This window comes from Cupriavidus sp. MP-37 (assembly GCF_020618415.1).
Taxonomy (GTDB): Bacteria; Pseudomonadota; Gammaproteobacteria; order Burkholderiales; family Burkholderiaceae; genus Cupriavidus.
Genome location: NZ_CP085344.1, coordinates 537,497 through 555,060 on the forward strand (window position 1 = coordinate 537,497; position 17,564 = coordinate 555,060).

The 17,564-nt window shown below is 67.5% G+C and carries 16 protein-coding genes; 13 read left to right on the forward strand and 3 right to left on the reverse strand.

What is annotated here, in order from left to right:
- Positions 1-80: 80 nt before the first annotated feature.
- The 7 genes from LIN44_RS02590 (at position 81) to msrQ (ending at position 7,397) form a co-directional block, all read left to right on the forward strand.
- Positions 81-2,267, forward strand: a complete 2,187-nt coding sequence (locus LIN44_RS02590) for a cytochrome c biogenesis protein ResB (protein ID WP_227313391.1) — start codon at positions 81-83, stop codon at positions 2,265-2,267.
- A 49-nt stretch (positions 2,268-2,316) separates the two neighbouring features.
- Positions 2,317-3,483, forward strand: coding sequence for a c-type cytochrome biogenesis protein CcsB (gene ccsB / locus LIN44_RS02595; protein ID WP_227314322.1), 1,167 nt, complete (start codon positions 2,317-2,319; stop codon positions 3,481-3,483).
- A gap of 157 nt (positions 3,484-3,640) precedes the next feature.
- Positions 3,641-4,078 carry a hypothetical protein gene (locus LIN44_RS02600; protein ID WP_227313392.1) on the forward strand — a complete coding sequence of 146 codons (438 nt, stop codon included), beginning with the start codon at positions 3,641-3,643 and terminating at the stop codon, positions 4,076-4,078.
- Between the two features lie 49 nt (positions 4,079-4,127).
- Positions 4,128-4,667 carry an RNA polymerase sigma factor gene (locus tag LIN44_RS02605; protein ID WP_227313393.1) on the forward strand — a complete coding sequence of 180 codons (540 nt, stop codon included), beginning with the start codon at positions 4,128-4,130 and terminating at the stop codon, positions 4,665-4,667.
- A complete protein-coding gene (locus LIN44_RS02610; RefSeq protein ID WP_227313394.1) occupies positions 4,664-5,527 on the forward strand; it encodes an anti-sigma factor in 864 nt (287 codons plus the stop codon). Before LIN44_RS02605 ends, LIN44_RS02610 begins: the two co-directional genes overlap by 4 nt.
- Before the next feature lie 170 nt (positions 5,528-5,697).
- On the forward strand, positions 5,698-6,699 hold the full coding sequence (msrP, locus tag LIN44_RS02615; protein WP_227313395.1) for a protein-methionine-sulfoxide reductase catalytic subunit MsrP: 1,002 nt from the start codon (positions 5,698-5,700) through the stop codon (positions 6,697-6,699).
- Positions 6,699-7,397, forward strand: coding sequence for a protein-methionine-sulfoxide reductase heme-binding subunit MsrQ (gene msrQ, locus LIN44_RS02620; RefSeq protein ID WP_227313396.1), 699 nt, complete (start codon positions 6,699-6,701; stop codon positions 7,395-7,397). Before msrP ends, msrQ begins: the two co-directional genes overlap by 1 nt.
- A gap of 26 nt (positions 7,398-7,423) precedes the next feature.
- Here the strand turns inward: msrQ and lysA are convergent, their stop codons facing one another.
- Positions 7,424-8,683, reverse strand: coding sequence for a diaminopimelate decarboxylase (lysA, locus tag LIN44_RS02625; protein ID WP_227313397.1), 1,260 nt, complete (start codon positions 8,681-8,683; stop codon positions 7,424-7,426).
- A gap of 2 nt (positions 8,684-8,685) precedes the next feature.
- Positions 8,686-8,907, reverse strand: a complete 222-nt coding sequence (locus LIN44_RS02630) for a hypothetical protein (protein WP_227313398.1) — start codon at positions 8,905-8,907, stop codon at positions 8,686-8,688.
- 144 nt (positions 8,908-9,051) lie between these two features.
- Here LIN44_RS02630 and cyaY point away from each other — a divergent pair, with 144 nt between their 5' ends.
- Complete coding sequence (gene cyaY / locus LIN44_RS02635; RefSeq protein WP_227313399.1) at positions 9,052-9,387, forward strand: iron donor protein CyaY; 336 nt, start codon at positions 9,052-9,054, stop codon at positions 9,385-9,387.
- 82 nt (positions 9,388-9,469) lie between these two features.
- Here cyaY and LIN44_RS02640 read toward each other — a convergent pair whose 3' ends face one another.
- The gene (locus LIN44_RS02640; protein WP_227313400.1) at positions 9,470-11,845 is read right to left on the reverse strand and encodes a penicillin-binding protein 1A; all 2,376 of its coding nucleotides are present in this window, start codon (positions 11,843-11,845) and stop codon (positions 9,470-9,472) included.
- 400 nt (positions 11,846-12,245) lie between these two features.
- On the opposite strand from LIN44_RS02640, the gene pilM reads away from it, so the two are divergent.
- The 5 genes from pilM to pilQ are packed head-to-tail and all read left to right on the forward strand — an operon-like array spanning position 12,246 to position 17,347.
- Complete coding sequence (gene pilM / locus LIN44_RS02645; RefSeq protein ID WP_172581788.1) at positions 12,246-13,316, forward strand: type IV pilus assembly protein PilM; 1,071 nt, start codon at positions 12,246-12,248, stop codon at positions 13,314-13,316.
- Positions 13,317-13,333: 17 nt separating this feature from the next.
- Positions 13,334-13,999, forward strand: a complete 666-nt coding sequence (locus LIN44_RS02650; RefSeq protein ID WP_227313401.1) for a PilN domain-containing protein — start codon at positions 13,334-13,336, stop codon at positions 13,997-13,999.
- Positions 14,000-14,001: 2 nt separating this feature from the next.
- A complete protein-coding gene (locus LIN44_RS02655) occupies positions 14,002-14,673 on the forward strand; it encodes a type 4a pilus biogenesis protein PilO (protein WP_227313402.1) in 672 nt (223 codons plus the stop codon).
- Positions 14,670-15,215: a pilus assembly protein PilP gene (locus LIN44_RS02660; protein ID WP_227313403.1), complete on the forward strand. Its 546-nt coding sequence runs from the start codon at positions 14,670-14,672 to the stop codon at positions 15,213-15,215. Before LIN44_RS02655 ends, LIN44_RS02660 begins: the two co-directional genes overlap by 4 nt.
- On the forward strand, positions 15,212-17,347 hold the full coding sequence (gene pilQ, locus LIN44_RS02665) for a type IV pilus secretin PilQ (RefSeq protein WP_227313404.1): 2,136 nt from the start codon (positions 15,212-15,214) through the stop codon (positions 17,345-17,347). The genes LIN44_RS02660 and pilQ overlap by 4 nt, the downstream gene beginning before the upstream one ends.
- Positions 17,348-17,564: the final 217 nt, after the last annotated feature.

The window sequence follows — 17,564 nt, forward strand, 5'->3', positions numbered from 1 at the left end:
GAAAAGGGTGGCCTGCTTGCCAAAGCATGTCCACCCTTTATTCATTTCCAGGCCGTACGCTGTTTTAGGTTTCACTGCACATGTCGACCGCTTCCACTTCAGGGCTGCACCTGAAGACCTCTCACCGCGTGCTGCGCGACGCGGTCGAATTGTTGTCCTCGATGCGCTTTGCGATCGCGCTGCTGACGGTGATCTCGATCGCCAGCGTGATCGGCACCGTGCTCAAGCAGAACGAGCCGTATCCGAACTACGTCAACCAGTTCGGCCCGTTCTGGGCCGAGGTGTTCCACACGCTGTCGCTGCAGAAGGTCTACGGTTCGTGGTGGTTCCTGCTGATCCTGGCCTTCCTGGTGGTGTCCACCAGCCTGTGCCTGGTGCGCAACGCGCCCAAGATGATCGCGGACATGCGCTCGTGGAAGGACCATGTGCGCGAGCGCAGCCTGCGCGCCTTCCATCATCGCGGCGAGTTCGACGGCGCCCGCCCGCGCGCCGAGGCCGTGGGCCGGCTGTCGGCGCTGCTGCGCAACCGCGGCTACCGCATCAAGGCGGTCGAGCATGACGGCGCCACGCTGCTGGCCGCCAAGGCCGGCGCCGCCAACAAGGTCGGCTATATCCTGGCGCACACCGCCATCGTGGTGATCTGCATCGGCGGCCTGCTCGACGGCGACCTGCTGATCCGCGCGCAGATGTGGCTGGGCGACAAGACCCCGCTGCGCGGCAACGCGGTGATCAGCGAGATCCCGCCGCAGCACCGGCTGTCGGTGAACAACCCGGGCTTCCGCGGCAACGCCTACGTGCCCGAGGGCTCGACCGTCTCCACCGCCATCCTCAACATTGCCGACGGGGCGCTGGTGCAGGACCTGCCGTTCGCGATCACGCTCAAGAAGTTCAAGGTCGATTTCTACGAGACCGGCATGCCCAAGCTGTTTGCCTCGGACGTGATCGTGACCGACCGCGCCACCGGCAAGCAGACCGAGGCCACCATCAAGGTGAACGAGCCGCTGATCGTCGACGGCATCGCCATCTACCAGTCCAGCTTCGAGGACGGCGGTTCGCGCCTGAAGTTCGTCGGCTATCCGATGCAGGGCAGCGGCCACGCCACCTTCACCCTCGACGGCGCGGTGGGCGGCAACAAGCCGCTGGCCGGCACCGGCACCAGCGCGGACAGCGACGGCCTGACGGTGGAGTTCAGCGACTTCCGGCTGATGAATATCGAGAACGTCACCGATGCCTCGGGCAAGCCCGATGCGCGCGGCGTGGCGCGCAAGTCGTTCAACGAAACGCTGGAAAAGCACCTTGGCGCCGCCGCCAGCACCGACCGCGCCAAGACCCTGCGCAATGTCGGCCCGTCGGTGCAGTACAAGCTGCGCGACCGCACCGGGCAGGCGCGCGAGTACAACAACTACATGGTGCCGGTGCAGATGGACGGCCAGTCGGTGTTCCTGGCCGGCATGCGCGAGTCGCCGAGCGAGCCGTTCCGCTACCTGCGCATTCCCGCCGACGACCAGAGCAGCGTGGCCGACTGGATGCGCCTGCGCGCCGCACTGCAGGACCGCGCCCTGCGCGGCGAGGCCGCGCGCCGCTTTGCGCTGGCATCGATGCCTGGCGACGACAAGGCCGAGCTGCGCCGGCAACTGGCCGAAAGCGCGCTGCGCGCGCTCGACCTGTTCGCGGGCGCGACGCGCCCCACGCCGGATTCGCCGCCGGGCGGCTTTACCGCCATCGCCGCCTTCCTGGAAAAATCGGTGCCGCCGGCCGAGCAGCAGAAGGCCGCCGACGTGCTGCTGAAGATCCTGAACGGTTCGATGTGGGAGCTGTGGCAGCTTGCGCGCGCGCAGGACCAGTTGCCGGTGGTGGCCAACAGTGCCCAGAGCGGCGCCTTCCTGCAGCAGGCCATCAATGCGCTGTCGGATAGTTTCTTCTACGGCGCACCGGTGTTCCTGCAGCTCGACGACTTCCAGGAAATCAAGGCCAGCGTGTTCCAGCTGACCCGTGCGCCGGGCAAGAACATCGTGTATCTTGGCTGTCTGCTGCTGGTGCTGGGCGTGTTCGCCATGTTCTATATCCGCGAACGCCGGGTCTGGGTCTGGGTGAAAGACCAGCCCGCCACGGGCGACACCGACGCCGCCAGCCATGTGCTGATGGCGATGTCGACCCAGCGCCGCACCATGGATTTCGAGAAGGAATTCACCGCGCTGCGCGATGACATCGGCCGCGCCGCCGGAGGCCGCAACGCCGCCCGCGAGCCCGCCGGCACTTCCCACTGAATCGAGCAGGTACGCTATGTCCTCAAACGTGAACCAGGCCGGTCCCGCCATGCGCGGCACCCCGCGCGCCGACACCGGCGCCGACGAGGCCTACCTCGAACCTTCCTTCCTGCGCCGCCTGAGCTGGGTGGACTGGCTGTTCGCGCTGGCGCTGGCCGCGGGTGCCGGCGTGGCGCTGTCGCAATACGGGCAATGGATGGATGGCTACGACAAGGCCGTGCTGATCGGCGCCGTGCCGACGTTTGCACTGCTCGGCTGGCACTGGAAGCCGGTGCGGCCGCTGATGGTGGCGCTGGCGGTGCTGTCGCTGTTCGCGATCCAGCTCTACCAGGGCCAGCTGGCGCGCGCCGACCAGGCCTTCTTCCTGAAGTACTTCCTGTCGAGCCAGTCGGCCATCCTGTGGATGAGCGCGCTGGTGTTCCTGTCCACGCTGTTCTACTGGGTCGGGCTGGCCACGCGCTCCGAGACCGGCTACAGCATCGGCAGCAAGCTGTGCTGGGGCGCGGTGGTGCTGGGCTTCACCGGCATGCTGGTGCGCTGGTACGAGTCGTACCTGATCGGCACCGATATCGGCCATATCCCCATCTCGAACCTGTATGAAGTGTTCGTGCTGTTCACGCTGATCACTTCGCTGTTCTACCTGTACTACGAAGGCCGCTATGCCACCCGCGCGCTGGGCCCGTTCGTGATGCTGGTGGTGTCGGCCGCGGTCGGCTTCCTGCTGTGGTACACGGTCAGCCGCAACGCGCAGGAAATCCAGCCGCTGGTGCCCGCGCTGCAAAGCTGGTGGATGAAGATCCATGTGCCGGCCAACTTTATCGGCTACGGCACCTTCGCGCTCGCGGCGATGGTCGCGGTGGCCTACCTGCTCAAGCAGCGCGGGGTCATGGCCGAGCGCCTGCCGTCGCTGGAACTGCTCGACGACGTGATGTACAAGGCGATCGCGGTCGGCTTTGCCTTCTTCACCATCGCCACCATCCTCGGCGCGCTGTGGGCGGCCGAGGCCTGGGGCGGCTACTGGAGCTGGGATCCCAAGGAGACCTGGGCGCTGATCGTCTGGCTCAATTACGCGGCCTGGCTGCATATGCGGCTGATGAAGGGCCTGCGCGGCACGGTGGCGGCCTGGTGGGCGCTGGTCGGCCTGCTGGTGACGACCTTTGCGTTCCTCGGCGTGAACATGTTCCTGTCGGGGCTGCACAGCTACGGCGAACTCTGACGCGCGCCTGCTGCGCAGCAAAAACCTGCCTTCGGGCAGGTTTTTTTTCGACTTTTTTCAAATTTTTCGGGCGCGGCGGGAATAAACAGATCACATCCGGTGTTTACTTGAGGGACGGTGCCGGCTGGCGGCACCGGTTTGCATGGAGAACAAGATCATGGCAAGTCTGCGTCGTAACGCTGCTGCATCCCTCGTTCGTCCCGGCGCGCTCGCGCTTGGCTGCGCGGCCGTCCTGCTCGCCGGTTGTGCCGGCATGGGCATGGGTGGCGGCAGCGCCGGCAATATGCCGCCCACGGTGAAGGTGACCAACGGCGTGCTGACCGATCCGCAGGGCCTGACGCTGTACACCTTTGACCGCGACACCGCCGGCAGCGGCAAGAGCGCCTGCAACGGCCCCTGCGCCACCAACTGGCCGCCGCTGATGGCCGCCCCGGGCACCAGTGGCTCGGGCCAGTACACCATCATCACGCGCGACGACGGCAGCAAGCAGTGGGCCTACCGCGGCCAGCCACTGTACCGCTTCGCCAAGGACGCCAAGCCGGGCGACCGCACCGGCGACAACGTCAACAACGTCTGGCACGTGGCCAAGCCCTGAGGCGGCGGCAGCCATCCCCATAGCCACCACAGTCCCGACAGCCACCGGCATGGATGGGTTTGACGGCCAGCTCGTTGCGCTGGCGCCGCGGTTGCGGCGCCATGCGCGCGGCCTTACCGGCGACGCGGCGCTGGCTGACGACCTGGTGCAGGACACGCTCGAGCGCGCGCTGCGCTACCGCTGGCGCTTCCGCCTGCGCCCCGGTGCCTGGTGGGGCGACGGCGCCGACGGCCTGCTGCCGTGGCTGCTGACACTGATGCACCGCCTGCGCCTGAACGCCTTGCGCAGGAAGGACCTGGTGGTGGCCACCGATACCCTGCCCGAGGTCAGCGCGCCCGCGGAAGACCCGGGACTGCGCCGCGACCTGTCGCAGGCGCTGGCGCAGCTGCCCGAGCCGCAGCGCGCGGTGCTGCTGCTGGTCAGCCTGGAACAATTGACATACGCCGAGGCCGCGCGCGTGCTCGACATCCCGCAAGGCACGGTGATGTCGCGGCTGGCGCGGGCGCGCGAACAGATGCGGCGGCTGCTTGACGGCGCGGCGCCGAACCGGACTGCCACGGCCGCCAATCCGCTGCAACGGGTGAAATGATGCCGGGCATCCACGAAGCCGATCTCCACGCCTACGCCGACGGCCAGCTGGCCGGCGCGCGCCGCGCCGCCGTTGAGGCCTACCTGGCGCAGCACCCGGACGCGGCGGCACAGGTGGCCGCCTGGCGCCGGCAGGCCGAGGCGCTGCACGGCGCGCTCGACCCCGTACTCAATGAGCCGGTGCCCCTGGCGGCCTTGCCGCCGGGTTTGCACGGCGATCGTGGCCGCCGCAGCGGCCGCGACGGCCGCCGCGATGGCGACCTTCCCTGGCCGCGCTGGACCATGGCGCTGGCGGCCACGTGCGTGTCGGTGGCGTTGCTGGCCGTGGGCGGCACGCTGGGCTGGCTGGCGCACGGCCGCCTCGGCGGCGGCACGCTGGTGCTGGCGCCCGGCGAGCGCTTTGCGCGCGAGGCGCTCGCCACGCACGCGGTCTACGCCCCGGAGATGCGCCACCCGGTAGAAGTCGCGGCGACCGAAGAGGCCCATCTTGTCGCCTGGCTGTCCAGGCGGCTGGGCACGGCACTGCAGGTGCCGGACCTGCGCGCGCAAGGCTTCCACCTGATCGGCGGACGGCTGGGCGTGGCCGAGGGCGGCCCGTCGGCGATCCTGATGTATGAAGCGGACGACGGCACGCGCCTGTCGCTGCAGCTGCGGCGCATGGCGCAGGGCACGCCCGATACCGGCTTTCGCGTCGAGCGCATGACGGGCGAGGGCGCGCGCCGGCGGGCGCCGGGCCGCGACCCGATGATGGCGTTCTACTGGATCGACCGCGACCTGGGCTTTGCGCTGGCAGGGCCGCTGGAACGCGCCCGGCTGCTGACGCTGGCGCAGGTGGTGTACCAGCAATACCAGGGCGGATAACGCACCCGCAGCGCGCTTGCGGCACATTGGCAGGCGCAGGCCTGCGTCATTTCGACGCCATCACAAAAAACTGTCAGGACTGGCCCGCACTCCACGACCAAGCCCGGAGTCCAATCCTGCAAGCACGCGGCGCCGCCGGCGCCGGCACGATCAGGCAATCGAGGAAAACCATGCTGATTCCTTCCCCCAAATGGCTGCGCGGCGACGACATTGCCGCCAGCGAGATCACGCCGCGCCATGTCTTCGAAGCGCGCCGCCGCATGCTGGCGCTCGCTGCCGCGGGTGCTGCCGGCGGCACGCTGGCACCGTGGTTCGCGCGCCAGGCCTTCGCGCAAGGCCAGCATGGCGCCAGGCTGCCCGCCACGCCGAACAACACCTACGTCATCACCGAGAAGCGCACGCCCTACGAAGAGGTGACCACCTACAACAACTTCTACGAGTTCGGCACCGACAAGTCCGACCCGGCGCGCCACGCCGGCACGCTGCGTCCGCGCCCGTGGCAGGTGGCGGTCGAAGGGCTGGTGAAGAAGCCCAAGGTCTATGACCTGGACGAGCTGACGAAGCTGGCGCCGATGGAGGAGCGCGTCTACCGGCTGCGCTGCGTCGAGGGCTGGTCGATGGTGATCCCGTGGATCGGCTATCCGCTGGCCGAACTGATCCGCCGCGTCGAGCCGCAGCCGGGCGCGAAGTACGTGCAGTTCATCACGCTGGCGGACAAGAAGCAGATGCCCGGCCTCAGCAGCGGCGTGCTCGACTGGCCGTACAGCGAGGGCCTGCGCATGGATGAAGCCATGCACCCGCTGGCGCTGCTGACCTTTGGCCTGTACGGCGAGGTGCTGCCCAACCAGAACGGCGCGCCGGTGCGCATGGTGGTGCCGTGGAAATACGGCTTCAAGAGCGCCAAGTCGATCGTGAAAATCCGCTTCGTCGACAAGCAGCCGCCGACTAGCTGGAACCTGGCGGCACCGCAGGAATACGGCTTTTACTCGAACGTGAACCCGGATGTCGACCATCCGCGCTGGAGCCAGGCGACCGAGCGCCGCATCGGCGAAGAGCGCGGCAGCGGCTTTGGCGCGCTGTTCGCGCCCAAGCGCAAGACCCTGCCGTTCAACGGCTATGGCCAGCAGGTGGCGGCGCTGTACCAGGGCATGGACCTGAAGAAGTTCTTCTGATGCAGGGCGAACGCATGGCCACCTCTTCTCCCGCCGCCGCGGCCGCCGCGCGCAAGCCGGCTGGCCTCGCCACGCTGGCGCCGCAGCGGGTGCGCGCGCTCAAGCTCGCGCTGTGGCTGCTGGCGCTGCTGCCGTTCGTGCGGCTGCTGTACCTGGGCGCGACCGGACAGTTCGGCGCCAATCCGCTGGAATTCGTCACGCGCTCGACCGGCACCTGGACGCTGGTGATGCTGTGCCTGACGCTGGCGATCACGCCGCTGCGCCGCCTGACCGGCTGGAACTGGCTGATCAAGCTGCGGCGCATGCTGGGGCTGTTCGCGTTCTTCTACGGCCTGCAGCACTTCCTGCTGTGGATCGGCGTGGATCGCGGCTTCGACCTGGCCTACATGATCAAGGACGTGTACAAGCGCCCCTTCATCACGGTCGGTTTCACCGCCTTCATGCTGATGGTGCCGCTGGCACTGACCTCGACCAACGGCATGGTGCGCCGCCTCGGCGGCAAGCGCTGGCAGGCGCTGCACCGGCTGGTCTATGCCATTGCGGTGCTGGCCATCCTGCACTACTGGTGGCACAAGGCGGGCAAGAACGACTTCGGCGAGGTCTCGATCTACGCCGCGGTGGTGTTCGTTCTGCTGGGGATGCGGGTGTGGTGGCGGCTGCGCAAGCCAGCCGCCGGGACGCGCCAGCCCGCCGCATAAGCAGCGGCGGACCGGGCTGTGGGAACTCAGTCCTGCAGCAGGCGCTCGTCGCGGAACAGGTCTTCGACCAGCTCGCGCTCGCGCACCAGGTGCACCTTGCCGCCGTCGACCATCACTTCGGCGGCGCGCGGGCGCGTGTTGTAGTTGGAGCTCATGGTGAAGCCGTAGGCGCCGGCCGACATCACCGCCAGCAGGTCGCCGGGCTGCACCGCCAGCGCGCGGTCGCGGCCGAGCCAGTCGCCCGATTCGCACACGGGGCCGACGATGTCGTAGGTCACCGCCGCGCCGTCGCGCAGCGCCACCGGCTCGATGCGGTGGTAGGCCTCGTACATGGCCGGGCGCGCCAGGTCGTTCATGGCGGCGTCGACGATGCAGAAGTTCTTGGCCGCGCCCGGCTTGAGGAACTCGACCTGCGTCAGCAGCACGCCGGCGTTGCCCACCAGCGAGCGGCCCGGCTCGAACAGCACCTCGCGGTGGCCATGGCCGCGTGCGGCGACGCGCTCCAGCAGCGTGGTGGCGAAGCCGGTGATGTCCGGCGGAGTCTCGTCGGTGTAGGTGATGCCGAGGCCGCCGCCCACGTCGATGTGTTCCAGGCTGATGCCTTCGCGCTCGAGCGCCTCGACCACGTCCAGCACTTTGTCCAGTGCTTCCAGGTAGGGCTCGACCTCGGTGATCTGCGAACCGATATGGCAGTCGATGCCGGTCACTTCCAGGTGCGGCAGCGCGGCCGCGGCGCGGTAGGTCGGCAGCACGTCTTCGAAGGCGATGCCGAACTTGTTGCCCTTGAGGCCGGTGGAGATATACGGGTGGGTCTTGGCATCGACGTCGGGATTGATGCGCAGCGACACGCGCGCACGCTTGCCGACGCGGCCCGCCACCTCGTTGAGGCGGTCCAGTTCGGGGATCGATTCGACGTTGAAGCAGCGCACGTCCTGCGCCAGCGCCAGCTCCATTTCGGCCGCGCTTTTGCCCACACCCGAGAACACCACCTTGCGCGGATCCCCGCCGGCGGCCAGCACGCGCTTGAGCTCCCCGCCCGAGACGATATCGAAGCCCGCGCCCAGCCGGGCGAATACCTGCAGCACCGCCAGGTTCGAATTCGCCTTCATCGCGTACTGCACCTGCGCCTTGCGGCCCGCGCAGGCGGCGGCATAGGCCTGGTACGCGGCGGTCAGCGCCGCGCGCGAATAGACGTAGGTAGGCGTGCCGAACTCGGCGGCGATGCGCGCCAGCGGCACTTGCTCGACGGCAAGCGCGCCGTCCTGGCGGTGGAAAAATGCGGTCATGGTTATCGGGTGGTGGGGGCGGCGGGGGACGATGCCGGGGCCGGCGCGGTCGGGGTGGCCGGCACGGCATCGGCACGGCCCAGCCCCGGATCCGGCACGGTCGGCGGAGTCGGCTCGGGCGGCACCTTGGGCAGGGTCAGCGGCCCGCGGATACCGCATCCGCCCAGCAGGGGCATCGCAAGGGCGGCGGCAAACGCCGATACAATCGCAACACGACGCAGCATCGGGTCGTCCTTTTGGCTGTTGGCAAGGCGTTGGATGACGCGGCGCGATGGCCAGGCATCCGAAGGATTCTTAACAAAAAAAGCCGTTCGCGCCACGTACGCCCGGTCCGGGCAGCGGCGGCAACGGCGGTCTCGGAGTTTAGCATGCCCCCCTTGAGCGAAAGCGAGTTCCTGGCCCTGGCCACGCGGGAGCTGGACCGCATCGAAGCCGCGGTCGAGGCGGCCGCCGATGCGGCCGATGCCGATATTGAAATCAGCCGCACCGGCAACGTGATGGAACTGGAATTCGAGAACGGTTCCAAGATCATCATCAACAGCCAGGCGCCGATGCAGGAACTGTGGGTGGCCGCGCGCGCGGGCGGCTTCCACTTCCGCCGCGAGGGCGAGCGCTGGGTCGATACGCGCAACGGCGGCGAGCTGTACGCGGCGCTGTCGGGCTATGTCAGCGAGCAGGCGGGCGCCAATCTCAGCCTGCAGTGACGCCAGCCTCCCGCGGCGTACACGGGAGCGCAAAAAGTAAAGCCGGCCTCGCGGCCGGCTTTCCGTTGTCTGGAGAGCGCGCTCAGGCGCCGCCGAACATCTCCAGGATCTTGCGTTTCTCGGTCTCGGTATCGACCGACGGGGTCGTCGATTCCTCCGGCTTGCCCGGCCACGGATCGCCCAGGCCCACCGACGCCACGCCGGCGCCGCCGGCGTTCTCTTCGAAGGTCCAGTCGCCGCCCACCATCAGCACGCCTTCGGGCGCCGGCCGCTCCGGCGACTCCGGCACGCCCTTGAGCGCCTTGCTCATGTAGCCGACCCAGATCGGCAGCGCCAGGCCGCCGCCGGTTTCGCGCACGCCCAGGCTCTTGGGCTGGTCGTAGCCCATCCAGGCGATTGCCACCAGGTTGGGGGTGTAGCCGGCGAACCAGGCATCGACCGCGTCGTTGGTGGTGCCGGTCTTGCCGGCCAGGTCGTTGCGGCCCAGGCGCTGCTTGGCGCTGTTGGCGGTGCCGTAGCGCACCACGTCGCGCAGCATGGTGTCGGCGATAAAGGCGGTGCGCGCGTCGAGCACGCGCACGGCATCGGTGCCGGCGCGCTGCGGGTGGGTTTCGGAGATCACGTTGCCGCGCGCGTCGACCACCTTCTGGATCAGGTACGGGTTGACGCGGTAGCCGCCGTTGGCGAATACCGAATAGGCGCCGGCCATCTGCAGCGGCGTCACCGCGCCCGAGCCCAGCGCCATCGGCAGGTAGGCGGGGTGCTTGTCGGCCTCGAAGCCGAAGCGGGTGATGTAGTCCTGCGCATATTGCGTGCCGATCGCGCGCAGGATCCGCACCGAGACCAGGTTCTTCGACTTGGCCAGCGCGCGGCGCATGGTCATCGGGCCCTCGAAGCGGCCGTCGTAGTTCTTCGGTTCCCACACCTGGCCGCCGGTATCGGGACCGATCGACAGCGGCGCATCGTTGATCACCGTGGCCGGCGAGAAGCCCTTTTCCAGCGCGGCCGAGTAGATGAACGGCTTGAAGCTGGAACCCGGCTGGCGCCAGGCCTGGGTCACGTGGTTGAACTTGTTGCGGTTGAAGTCGAAGCCGCCCACCATCGAGCGGATCTCGCCATCCTGCGGGTTGATCGACACGAACGCCGCCGCCACTTCCGGCAGCTGCGTCACCGACCAGTTGCCCTTCTCATCCTGCGTCACGCGGATCACCGCGCCGGGGCGCATCTTCATCTTGGGCTGGGCGTTGGCCGACAGCGACGGCGAGATAAAGCGCAGCGCCGAGCCCTCGATGGTCGCCACCTCGCCGGACAGCAGCGTCGCCTTGACCTGCTTGGACGACACGCTGGTGACCACCGCCGAGCGCAGGTCGCCGCTGCCCGGGTGCTCCACCAGCGCATCGTCGATGGCCTGCTCGCGCTCGGCCGGGTCCGAAGGCAGGTCGATGAAGGCCTCGGGACCGCGGTAGCCGTGCTTGCGCTCGTAGTTCATGATGCCGGTGCGCACGGCTTCATAGGCGGCGTCCTGGTCGGTCTTGGTCAGCGTGGTGTAGACCGTCAGGCCGCGCGTGTAGGTTTCCTCGCGGTACTGCGCATACATCAGCTGGCGCACGATCTCGGCCACGTATTCGGCGTGGGTCGAAAACTCGTTGCCCTCGGTGCGCACCTTCAGTTCGGCCTGCACGGCCTGGTCGTACTGCTCGGGGGTGATGTAGCGCAGGTCGCGCATGCGCTGCAGGATGTACTCCTGGCGCACCTTGGCGCGGCGCGGGTTGACCACCGGGTTGTATGCCGACGGTGCCTTGGGCAGCCCGGCCAGCATGGCGGCCTCGGCCGGCGTCACGTCGCGCACCGACTTGCCGAAGTACACGCGCGCGGCGCTGTCGAAGCCGTAGGCGCGCTGGCCCAGGTAGATCTGGTTCATGTACAGCTCGAGGATCTGGTCCTTGCTCAGGTTGGCCTCGATCTTGTACGCCAGCAGCATCTCGTAGATCTTGCGGGTGTAGGTCTTCTCGCTGGACAGGAAGAAGTTGCGCGCCACCTGCATGGTGATGGTGGAGGCGCCCTGCGACAGCCCGCCGCGCAGGTTGGCCAGGCCGGCTCGCATCACGCCGACGAAGTCGACGCCGCCGTGCTCGTAGAAGCGGTCGTCCTCGATCGCCAGTACTGCCTTTTTCATCACGTCCGGAATTTCGGCGATGGGCACGAAGTTGCGCCGCTCCTCGCCGAATTCGCCGATCAGCACATTGTCCGCGGTGTAGATCCGCAGCGGAATCTTGGGCCGGTAGTCGGTGATGGTGTCCAGCGACGGCAGGTTGGGCGCGGCCACCAGCAGTGCGTAGCCAAGCAGCAGCGCAATCACGACGGCACCGGCGACAACCAGTCCGACCGCCCAGAACATGAGCCGCGTCCAGATCGAACGGCGGGCAGGGTGGGGCGGCTTGTGTTGTGCTGTGGCCATAAGGGAAATACCTAGTCAGGGGTGCCCGCGATTATATCTTCCGGCATCGGCCCGCCCGGGCGCACAGTGGCGGGGGCGCCGCTATCGCGCTGTTACAAGATGTAAGGCCGCGGATGCCGGCGTGCAGGGCGACGTTGGCGGTGACTACGGGGGGAAGCGCGCGGCACAGGCAGGCATGGAAGGGAACCCGACGACCGTGGGGTTTTGGCAACGGATTGATGAGGGCCTTCTCAAAAACAAGTTCGGCCCAGTTCGGCACGTTGCCACCGATGCTGGTTTTTGTGAGAATCGGCCAACATAAAAAGCACACGTTTCATTCAAGAAACTAGGCTCGCCCGATTAGAGCGTTCAAGCCAGGGGCGAGTTCAAAAGTCAGGGGGTCACCTTGCGTCGGGGCATTTTGTCGGGGCTTCTGCGCCGGACTACGGTCGGCGTGGATATCGGGTCGTCCAGTGTCAAGGTAGTCGAGCTCTCCGTGGGGGGCAGCAGGCAAGACTACCGGCTGGAAAAATGCGCCAGCGAACTGCTGGACCGCAATGCCGTTGCCGATGGCAACGTCATCAACATCGAGGCAGTCGGGATCGCGCTCAGGCGTGCGCTCGGCAAGGCCGGCATCCGCTCCAAGGACGTGGTGCTGGGCGTTCCCTCCATGCTGACCGAATCGCAGACGGTCAGCCTGCCGGACAACCTGTCCGAAGACGAACTCTATTCCCAGGTCGAATCCGAGGCGCACCGCCTCTATCCGCCGTCGCAGGCGGTCAATTTCGACTTCGCCGTGATCGGCCCCAGCGAGACCGAAGGCGGCATCGGCGTGCGCGTGACCGCGGCCAACAGCGATCGCGTGCAGGAGCGCGTGACCGCGGCCGAAATGGCGGGCCTCAAGCCGCAGGTGATGGACGTCGAGGAATACGCGGTGCAGCGCTCGATCGTGCAGATGCTGGGCGTACCGCAGGAGATGTCCGAGGCCGACGCGCGCGCGCTGCCGGTGGTGGCGGTGGTGCACCTGGGCGGCAGCCGCTCCAAGGCGATCTTCTACCAGGGCTGGAAAGAACTCTACGAACAGCCGCTGAACAGCTACGGCGACCAGCTCACGCAGAGCGCGGCACGCATGTTCACGCTCGACGCGCTCAAGGCCGAGATCAAGAAGCGCAAGAACACGCTGCCCGAGGCCTGGCGCGCCCAGTTGCTCAAGCCGTCGCTCGACGCCCTCGCCATGGAGGTGCAGTCCGCGATCGGCAATTTCATCGCCAGTTCCAGCCTGGGCCGCGTCGACGAGATCCTGCTGTCCGGCGGGCATGCCTCGCTGTTCGGGGTGCAGGCGGCGATCCAGCACCAGACCAAGATCACCACCACGCTGGCGAATCCGTTCGCCAACATGGCGACCAACGCCAAGGTCAATGAGCGCTACCTGCAGCGCGACCTGCCGGCGTATATCGTCAGTGCCGGCCTGGCCCTGCGCGGCCTGCAATAACGCTCCGGAGGCAAGAGATGTCAACGAACACGCTGCCTTCGGTCAACCTGCTGCCCTACCATGAAGCCCGCAAGGCGGCGCGGCGCAAGAAGGTCTACACCATGCTGGGCGCTGCGGCCGCCGCCGGTGCCGCGGTGGTGCTGCTGGGCGGCCTCTACATCGACGGGCGCATCGCGTCCGTGGTGGCGCTCAACCAGGTGCTGAGCGCGGAAAACGCCAGGCTCGATGGACAGATCCGCGAGGTCAACAGCCTGAAGAAGGATATCGACGCGCTGCTGCAGCGCCAGAAGGCCGTCGAAAGCCTGCAGACCGAGCGCAACCGCCCGGTGCAGCTGCTCGAGGAACTGGTGCGGCAGGTGCCCGAAGGGGTCTACCTGACCAGCCTGAAGCAGGCCGGCGAGGCCTTCACCATCGCCGGCGTGGCGCAGTCCAACGAGCGCATTTCCGAGCTGCTGCGCAACCTGGGCGGAGTGGCCTGGCTGGACAAGGCCGAGCTGGTCGAGTCCAAGGCGGTCACCATGACCAACAACCTGCGCGAGCAGCGCCGGCTGTTCGATTTCTCGATGCGTTTCGCGTACCGCGCGCCCGAAGCCCCGGCCGACGGCAAGAAGGCTGCCGCGGGCGCGTCGGCGCCATCCGCGGCCCCCGCACCTGCACCCGCCCCTGCGGCCGGAAAGGCCTGACCATGGCGCTCAATACCGAAATCAACCTGGCTGACCTGACTAGCCAGTTCCGCGGGCTCAACCTGAACGAGCCCGAGACCTGGCCGGCCGCGCCGCGCGTGCTGTTCGCGATCCTGGCCGCGGCGGTGGTACTGCTGCTGGGCTGGCAGTTCTACTGGAGCGGCAAGTTCGATGAACTCGAGCGCCAGCGCCAGGAGCAGGAAAGCCTGAAGCAGGCGTACCAGACCAAGGTGGCGCAGGTGGCCAATCTCGACGCGCTGCGCGAGCAGAAAAAGCAGGTCGAGCAGCGCGTGGCACTGCTGGAGCGGCAGCTGCCCAACAAGACGGAAATGGACGCCCTGCTGGCCGACGTCAACCATGCCGGCGTGGCGCGCGGGCTGCAGTTCGAGCTGTTCAAGCCGCAGGCGGCGGTGATCAAGCCCTACTTTGCCGAGATCCCGGTGAACCTGCGGGTGACCGGGCGCTATCACGAGGTGGCGCAGTTCAACGCCGACGTCGCGGCGCTGTCGCGGATCGTGTCGATGCAGAACCTGCAGCTGGCCAATACCAAGGACGGCGGGCTGTCGATGGAAGCGGTGGCGATGGCCTACCGCGCGCTCGACGCTGAAGAACAGGCGGCGCAGCGCAAGGCTGCCGCGGCCGCTGCCGCCGCCAAGGCAGGAGGTGCGAAATGAGCCGCGCCGTTCGCACTCGCGCCCTGGCATGGGCCGCGTCCCGGCGAGCGCTGGCGGCGCTGGCGCTCGGCTTGCTGAGTGCCTGTGGCGCCAGCGATGAAGACGCGCTGCGCCAGTGGATGGAAGCCACCCGCAGCGCCCGCGCCAAGCCGCCCGAACCCGTGCCTGACGCCCGGCCCTACGTGCCGCGCGAATACGCCGCGGCCAGTGCGCCCGAGCCGTTCGCACAGGCCAAGATCGGCGAACTGAACAAGACGCTGGCGGATTCGCCCGAAGCCGGCCGGCGCCGCGAGCCGCTGGAGGACTACCCGCTCGAAAACTTCAAGATGCTCGGGATGATGAAGAAGCAGGGGGAAACCTTCGGCATCGTCCGTGTTGATAACAAGATCCACCATGTGAAGGTGGGTCAGTATCTCGGCCAGAGCTATGGCCGGGTGGTCCGCATCACCGATCAGGAGATCGTGCTGCGCGAATTGGTCCGGGAGGGGGTATCCGAGTGGAAAGAGAAAATGACCAGCCTGAAGCTGGACGCGGCGGCATGACCCCCGCGCGCTGGTACCGTGCGCGCGCGGGCGCCGTGATGAGGACCATGGCCACGGCGCTGGCGCTATGGCTTGCCATGGCCGCGCCGGCTGCCCTGGCGCAGAGCAACCGGATCAAGTCGGTGGACGTCAGCACGACCGGGGAGCAGACCGTGCTCGTGGTCGAACTGGAACGGCCGCTGGCGCAGAAGCCGGCGGATTTCACCACGCAGAACCCGGCACGGCTCGCGATCGATTTCTTCGATACCGGCTTTGCCGAGCGGCGCGCGCAATATGACTACGGCGGCAAGCTGGTCAAGGCCGCCAATGTGATGCAGATCGGCGACCGCACGCGCGTGATCCTCGACCTGACGCGCAACGCCACCTATCGGACCGACCAGCGCGGCAATGTCTTCGTGGTGTCGCTCGATAATGTTGCGCCGGCGGCCAAGAGCGCTGCGCCGACGTTCGCGCCGGCCGCGACGCCGCCCGGCGCTGCCGCGGGGCGGCCCTCGGTGCGCAATATCGACTTCCGCCGCGGGGCCGACGGCGCGGGACGCGTGGTGGTCGACCTGTCGTCGCGCGAGTCGGGCATCAATATCGCGCAGCAGGGCAAGAACGTGGTGGTCGATTTCCTCGGCACCACGCTGCCGGAAAACCTGCGGCGGCACTTCGACGTCAGCGACTATGGCTCGCCGGTGCAGGGCATGCGCGCCTCCGACGCCAACGGCAATGCGCGCCTGACCATCGAGCCGCGCGGCAACTGGGAATACAGCTCGTACCAGACCGACACCCAGTTCGTGGTCGAGGTCCGTCCGGTCAAGGAAGACCCGACCAAGCTGATCAGCGGCCCCGGCTATCGCGGCGAACGGCTGTCGCTGAACTTCCAGAACATCGACATCCGCTCGCTGCTGCAGGTGTTTGCCGACTTCACCAACCTGAACATCATCACCAGCGAAAGCGTGCAGGGCAACATCACGCTGCGCCTGAAGGACGTGCCGTGGGACCAGGCGCTGCAGATCGTGATGGATGCGAAGGGGCTGGCCTCGCGCCGCAACGGCAATGTGCTGTGGGTGGCGCCCAAGGCCGAGCTGCAGACCAAGGAGAAGCTGGAGCTGGAGTCGCAGCAGCAGATCAACGATCTGGAGCCGATCCGCAGCCAGGTGTTCCAGCTCAATTACCAGCGCGCCGAGGACGTGCGCCGGATGCTGCTGGGCATGGGCGCCGGCGGCGGCGCAGCCGCCCCCATCGGCGCCGCGGGGGCGGCCGGCGCCAGCACGCGCATGCTGTCCAAGCGCGGTTCGCTGACGGCCGATGCGCGTACCAACCAGCTCTTTGTGTCGGATATCGCCTCGAAGCTGGAAGAGGTGCAGAACTTTATCGGCAAGATCGACATCCCGGTGCGCCAGGTCATCATCGAGGCGCGCATCGTCGAGGCGACCGATACCTTCAGCCGCAACCTGGGCGTGAAGCTTGGCTTTGCCGGGCAGTACAACAATGCCCGCGTCGGCAACACCTACAACAACGTGCTGCCGGGCTCGACCTCGGACAACGGCCCGTTCCTGAGCCTGCCGGCCGGATCCATCAACGGCACCAACCCGGCCAATATCGCGGTGAGCCTGTTCAACAGCGCCGCCACGCGCTTCCTGGCGCTGGAGCTGTCGGCGCTGGAGGCCGACGGCAAGGGCAAGATCATCTCCAGTCCGCGCGTGGTCACGGCCAACAACATCAAGGCGCTGATCGAGCAGGGCACTGAATTGCCTTACCAGGCGGCCACTTCCAGCGGCGCCACCTCGGTGCAGTTCCGCAAGGCCAACCTGAAGCTTGAGGTGACGCCGCAGATCACGCCCGAAGGCAATGTGCTGCTGGACGTCGACGTGAACAAGGACAGCGTGGGCATCCAGACCACGTCCGGCTTTGCCATCGACACCAAGCACGTGCAGACCCAGGTGCTGGTCGAGAACGGCGGCACCGTGGTGATCGGCGGCATCTACACCCAGACCGAGTCCACCGATGTCGACAAGGTGCCGCTGCTGGGCGATATCCCGGTGCTCGGCTACCTGTTCAAGAACAACGCCAAGGTGCGCAACCGGACCGAGCTGCTGGTGTTCCTGACGCCGCGCATCCTGAACGAAAGCGTGTCGCTCAGGTAGGGCCGGGGCGCCGGATACAGTAGACTGGCAGGCCGCATCGACCGATGCGGCCTTTTTTTGCGCCGCGCGCCGCAGCGGCCGGGCCGGCAATGCCTGCGCCACGGCGAGAAATGCGGTCTATGCCGCATTCGGCACTTGCCGGCCGCGCCACAACATAAGAAGATGATGCAGTTCCCAACCGGGGAGGACGGCCCGCATGCCGCACTCCCGAACCACA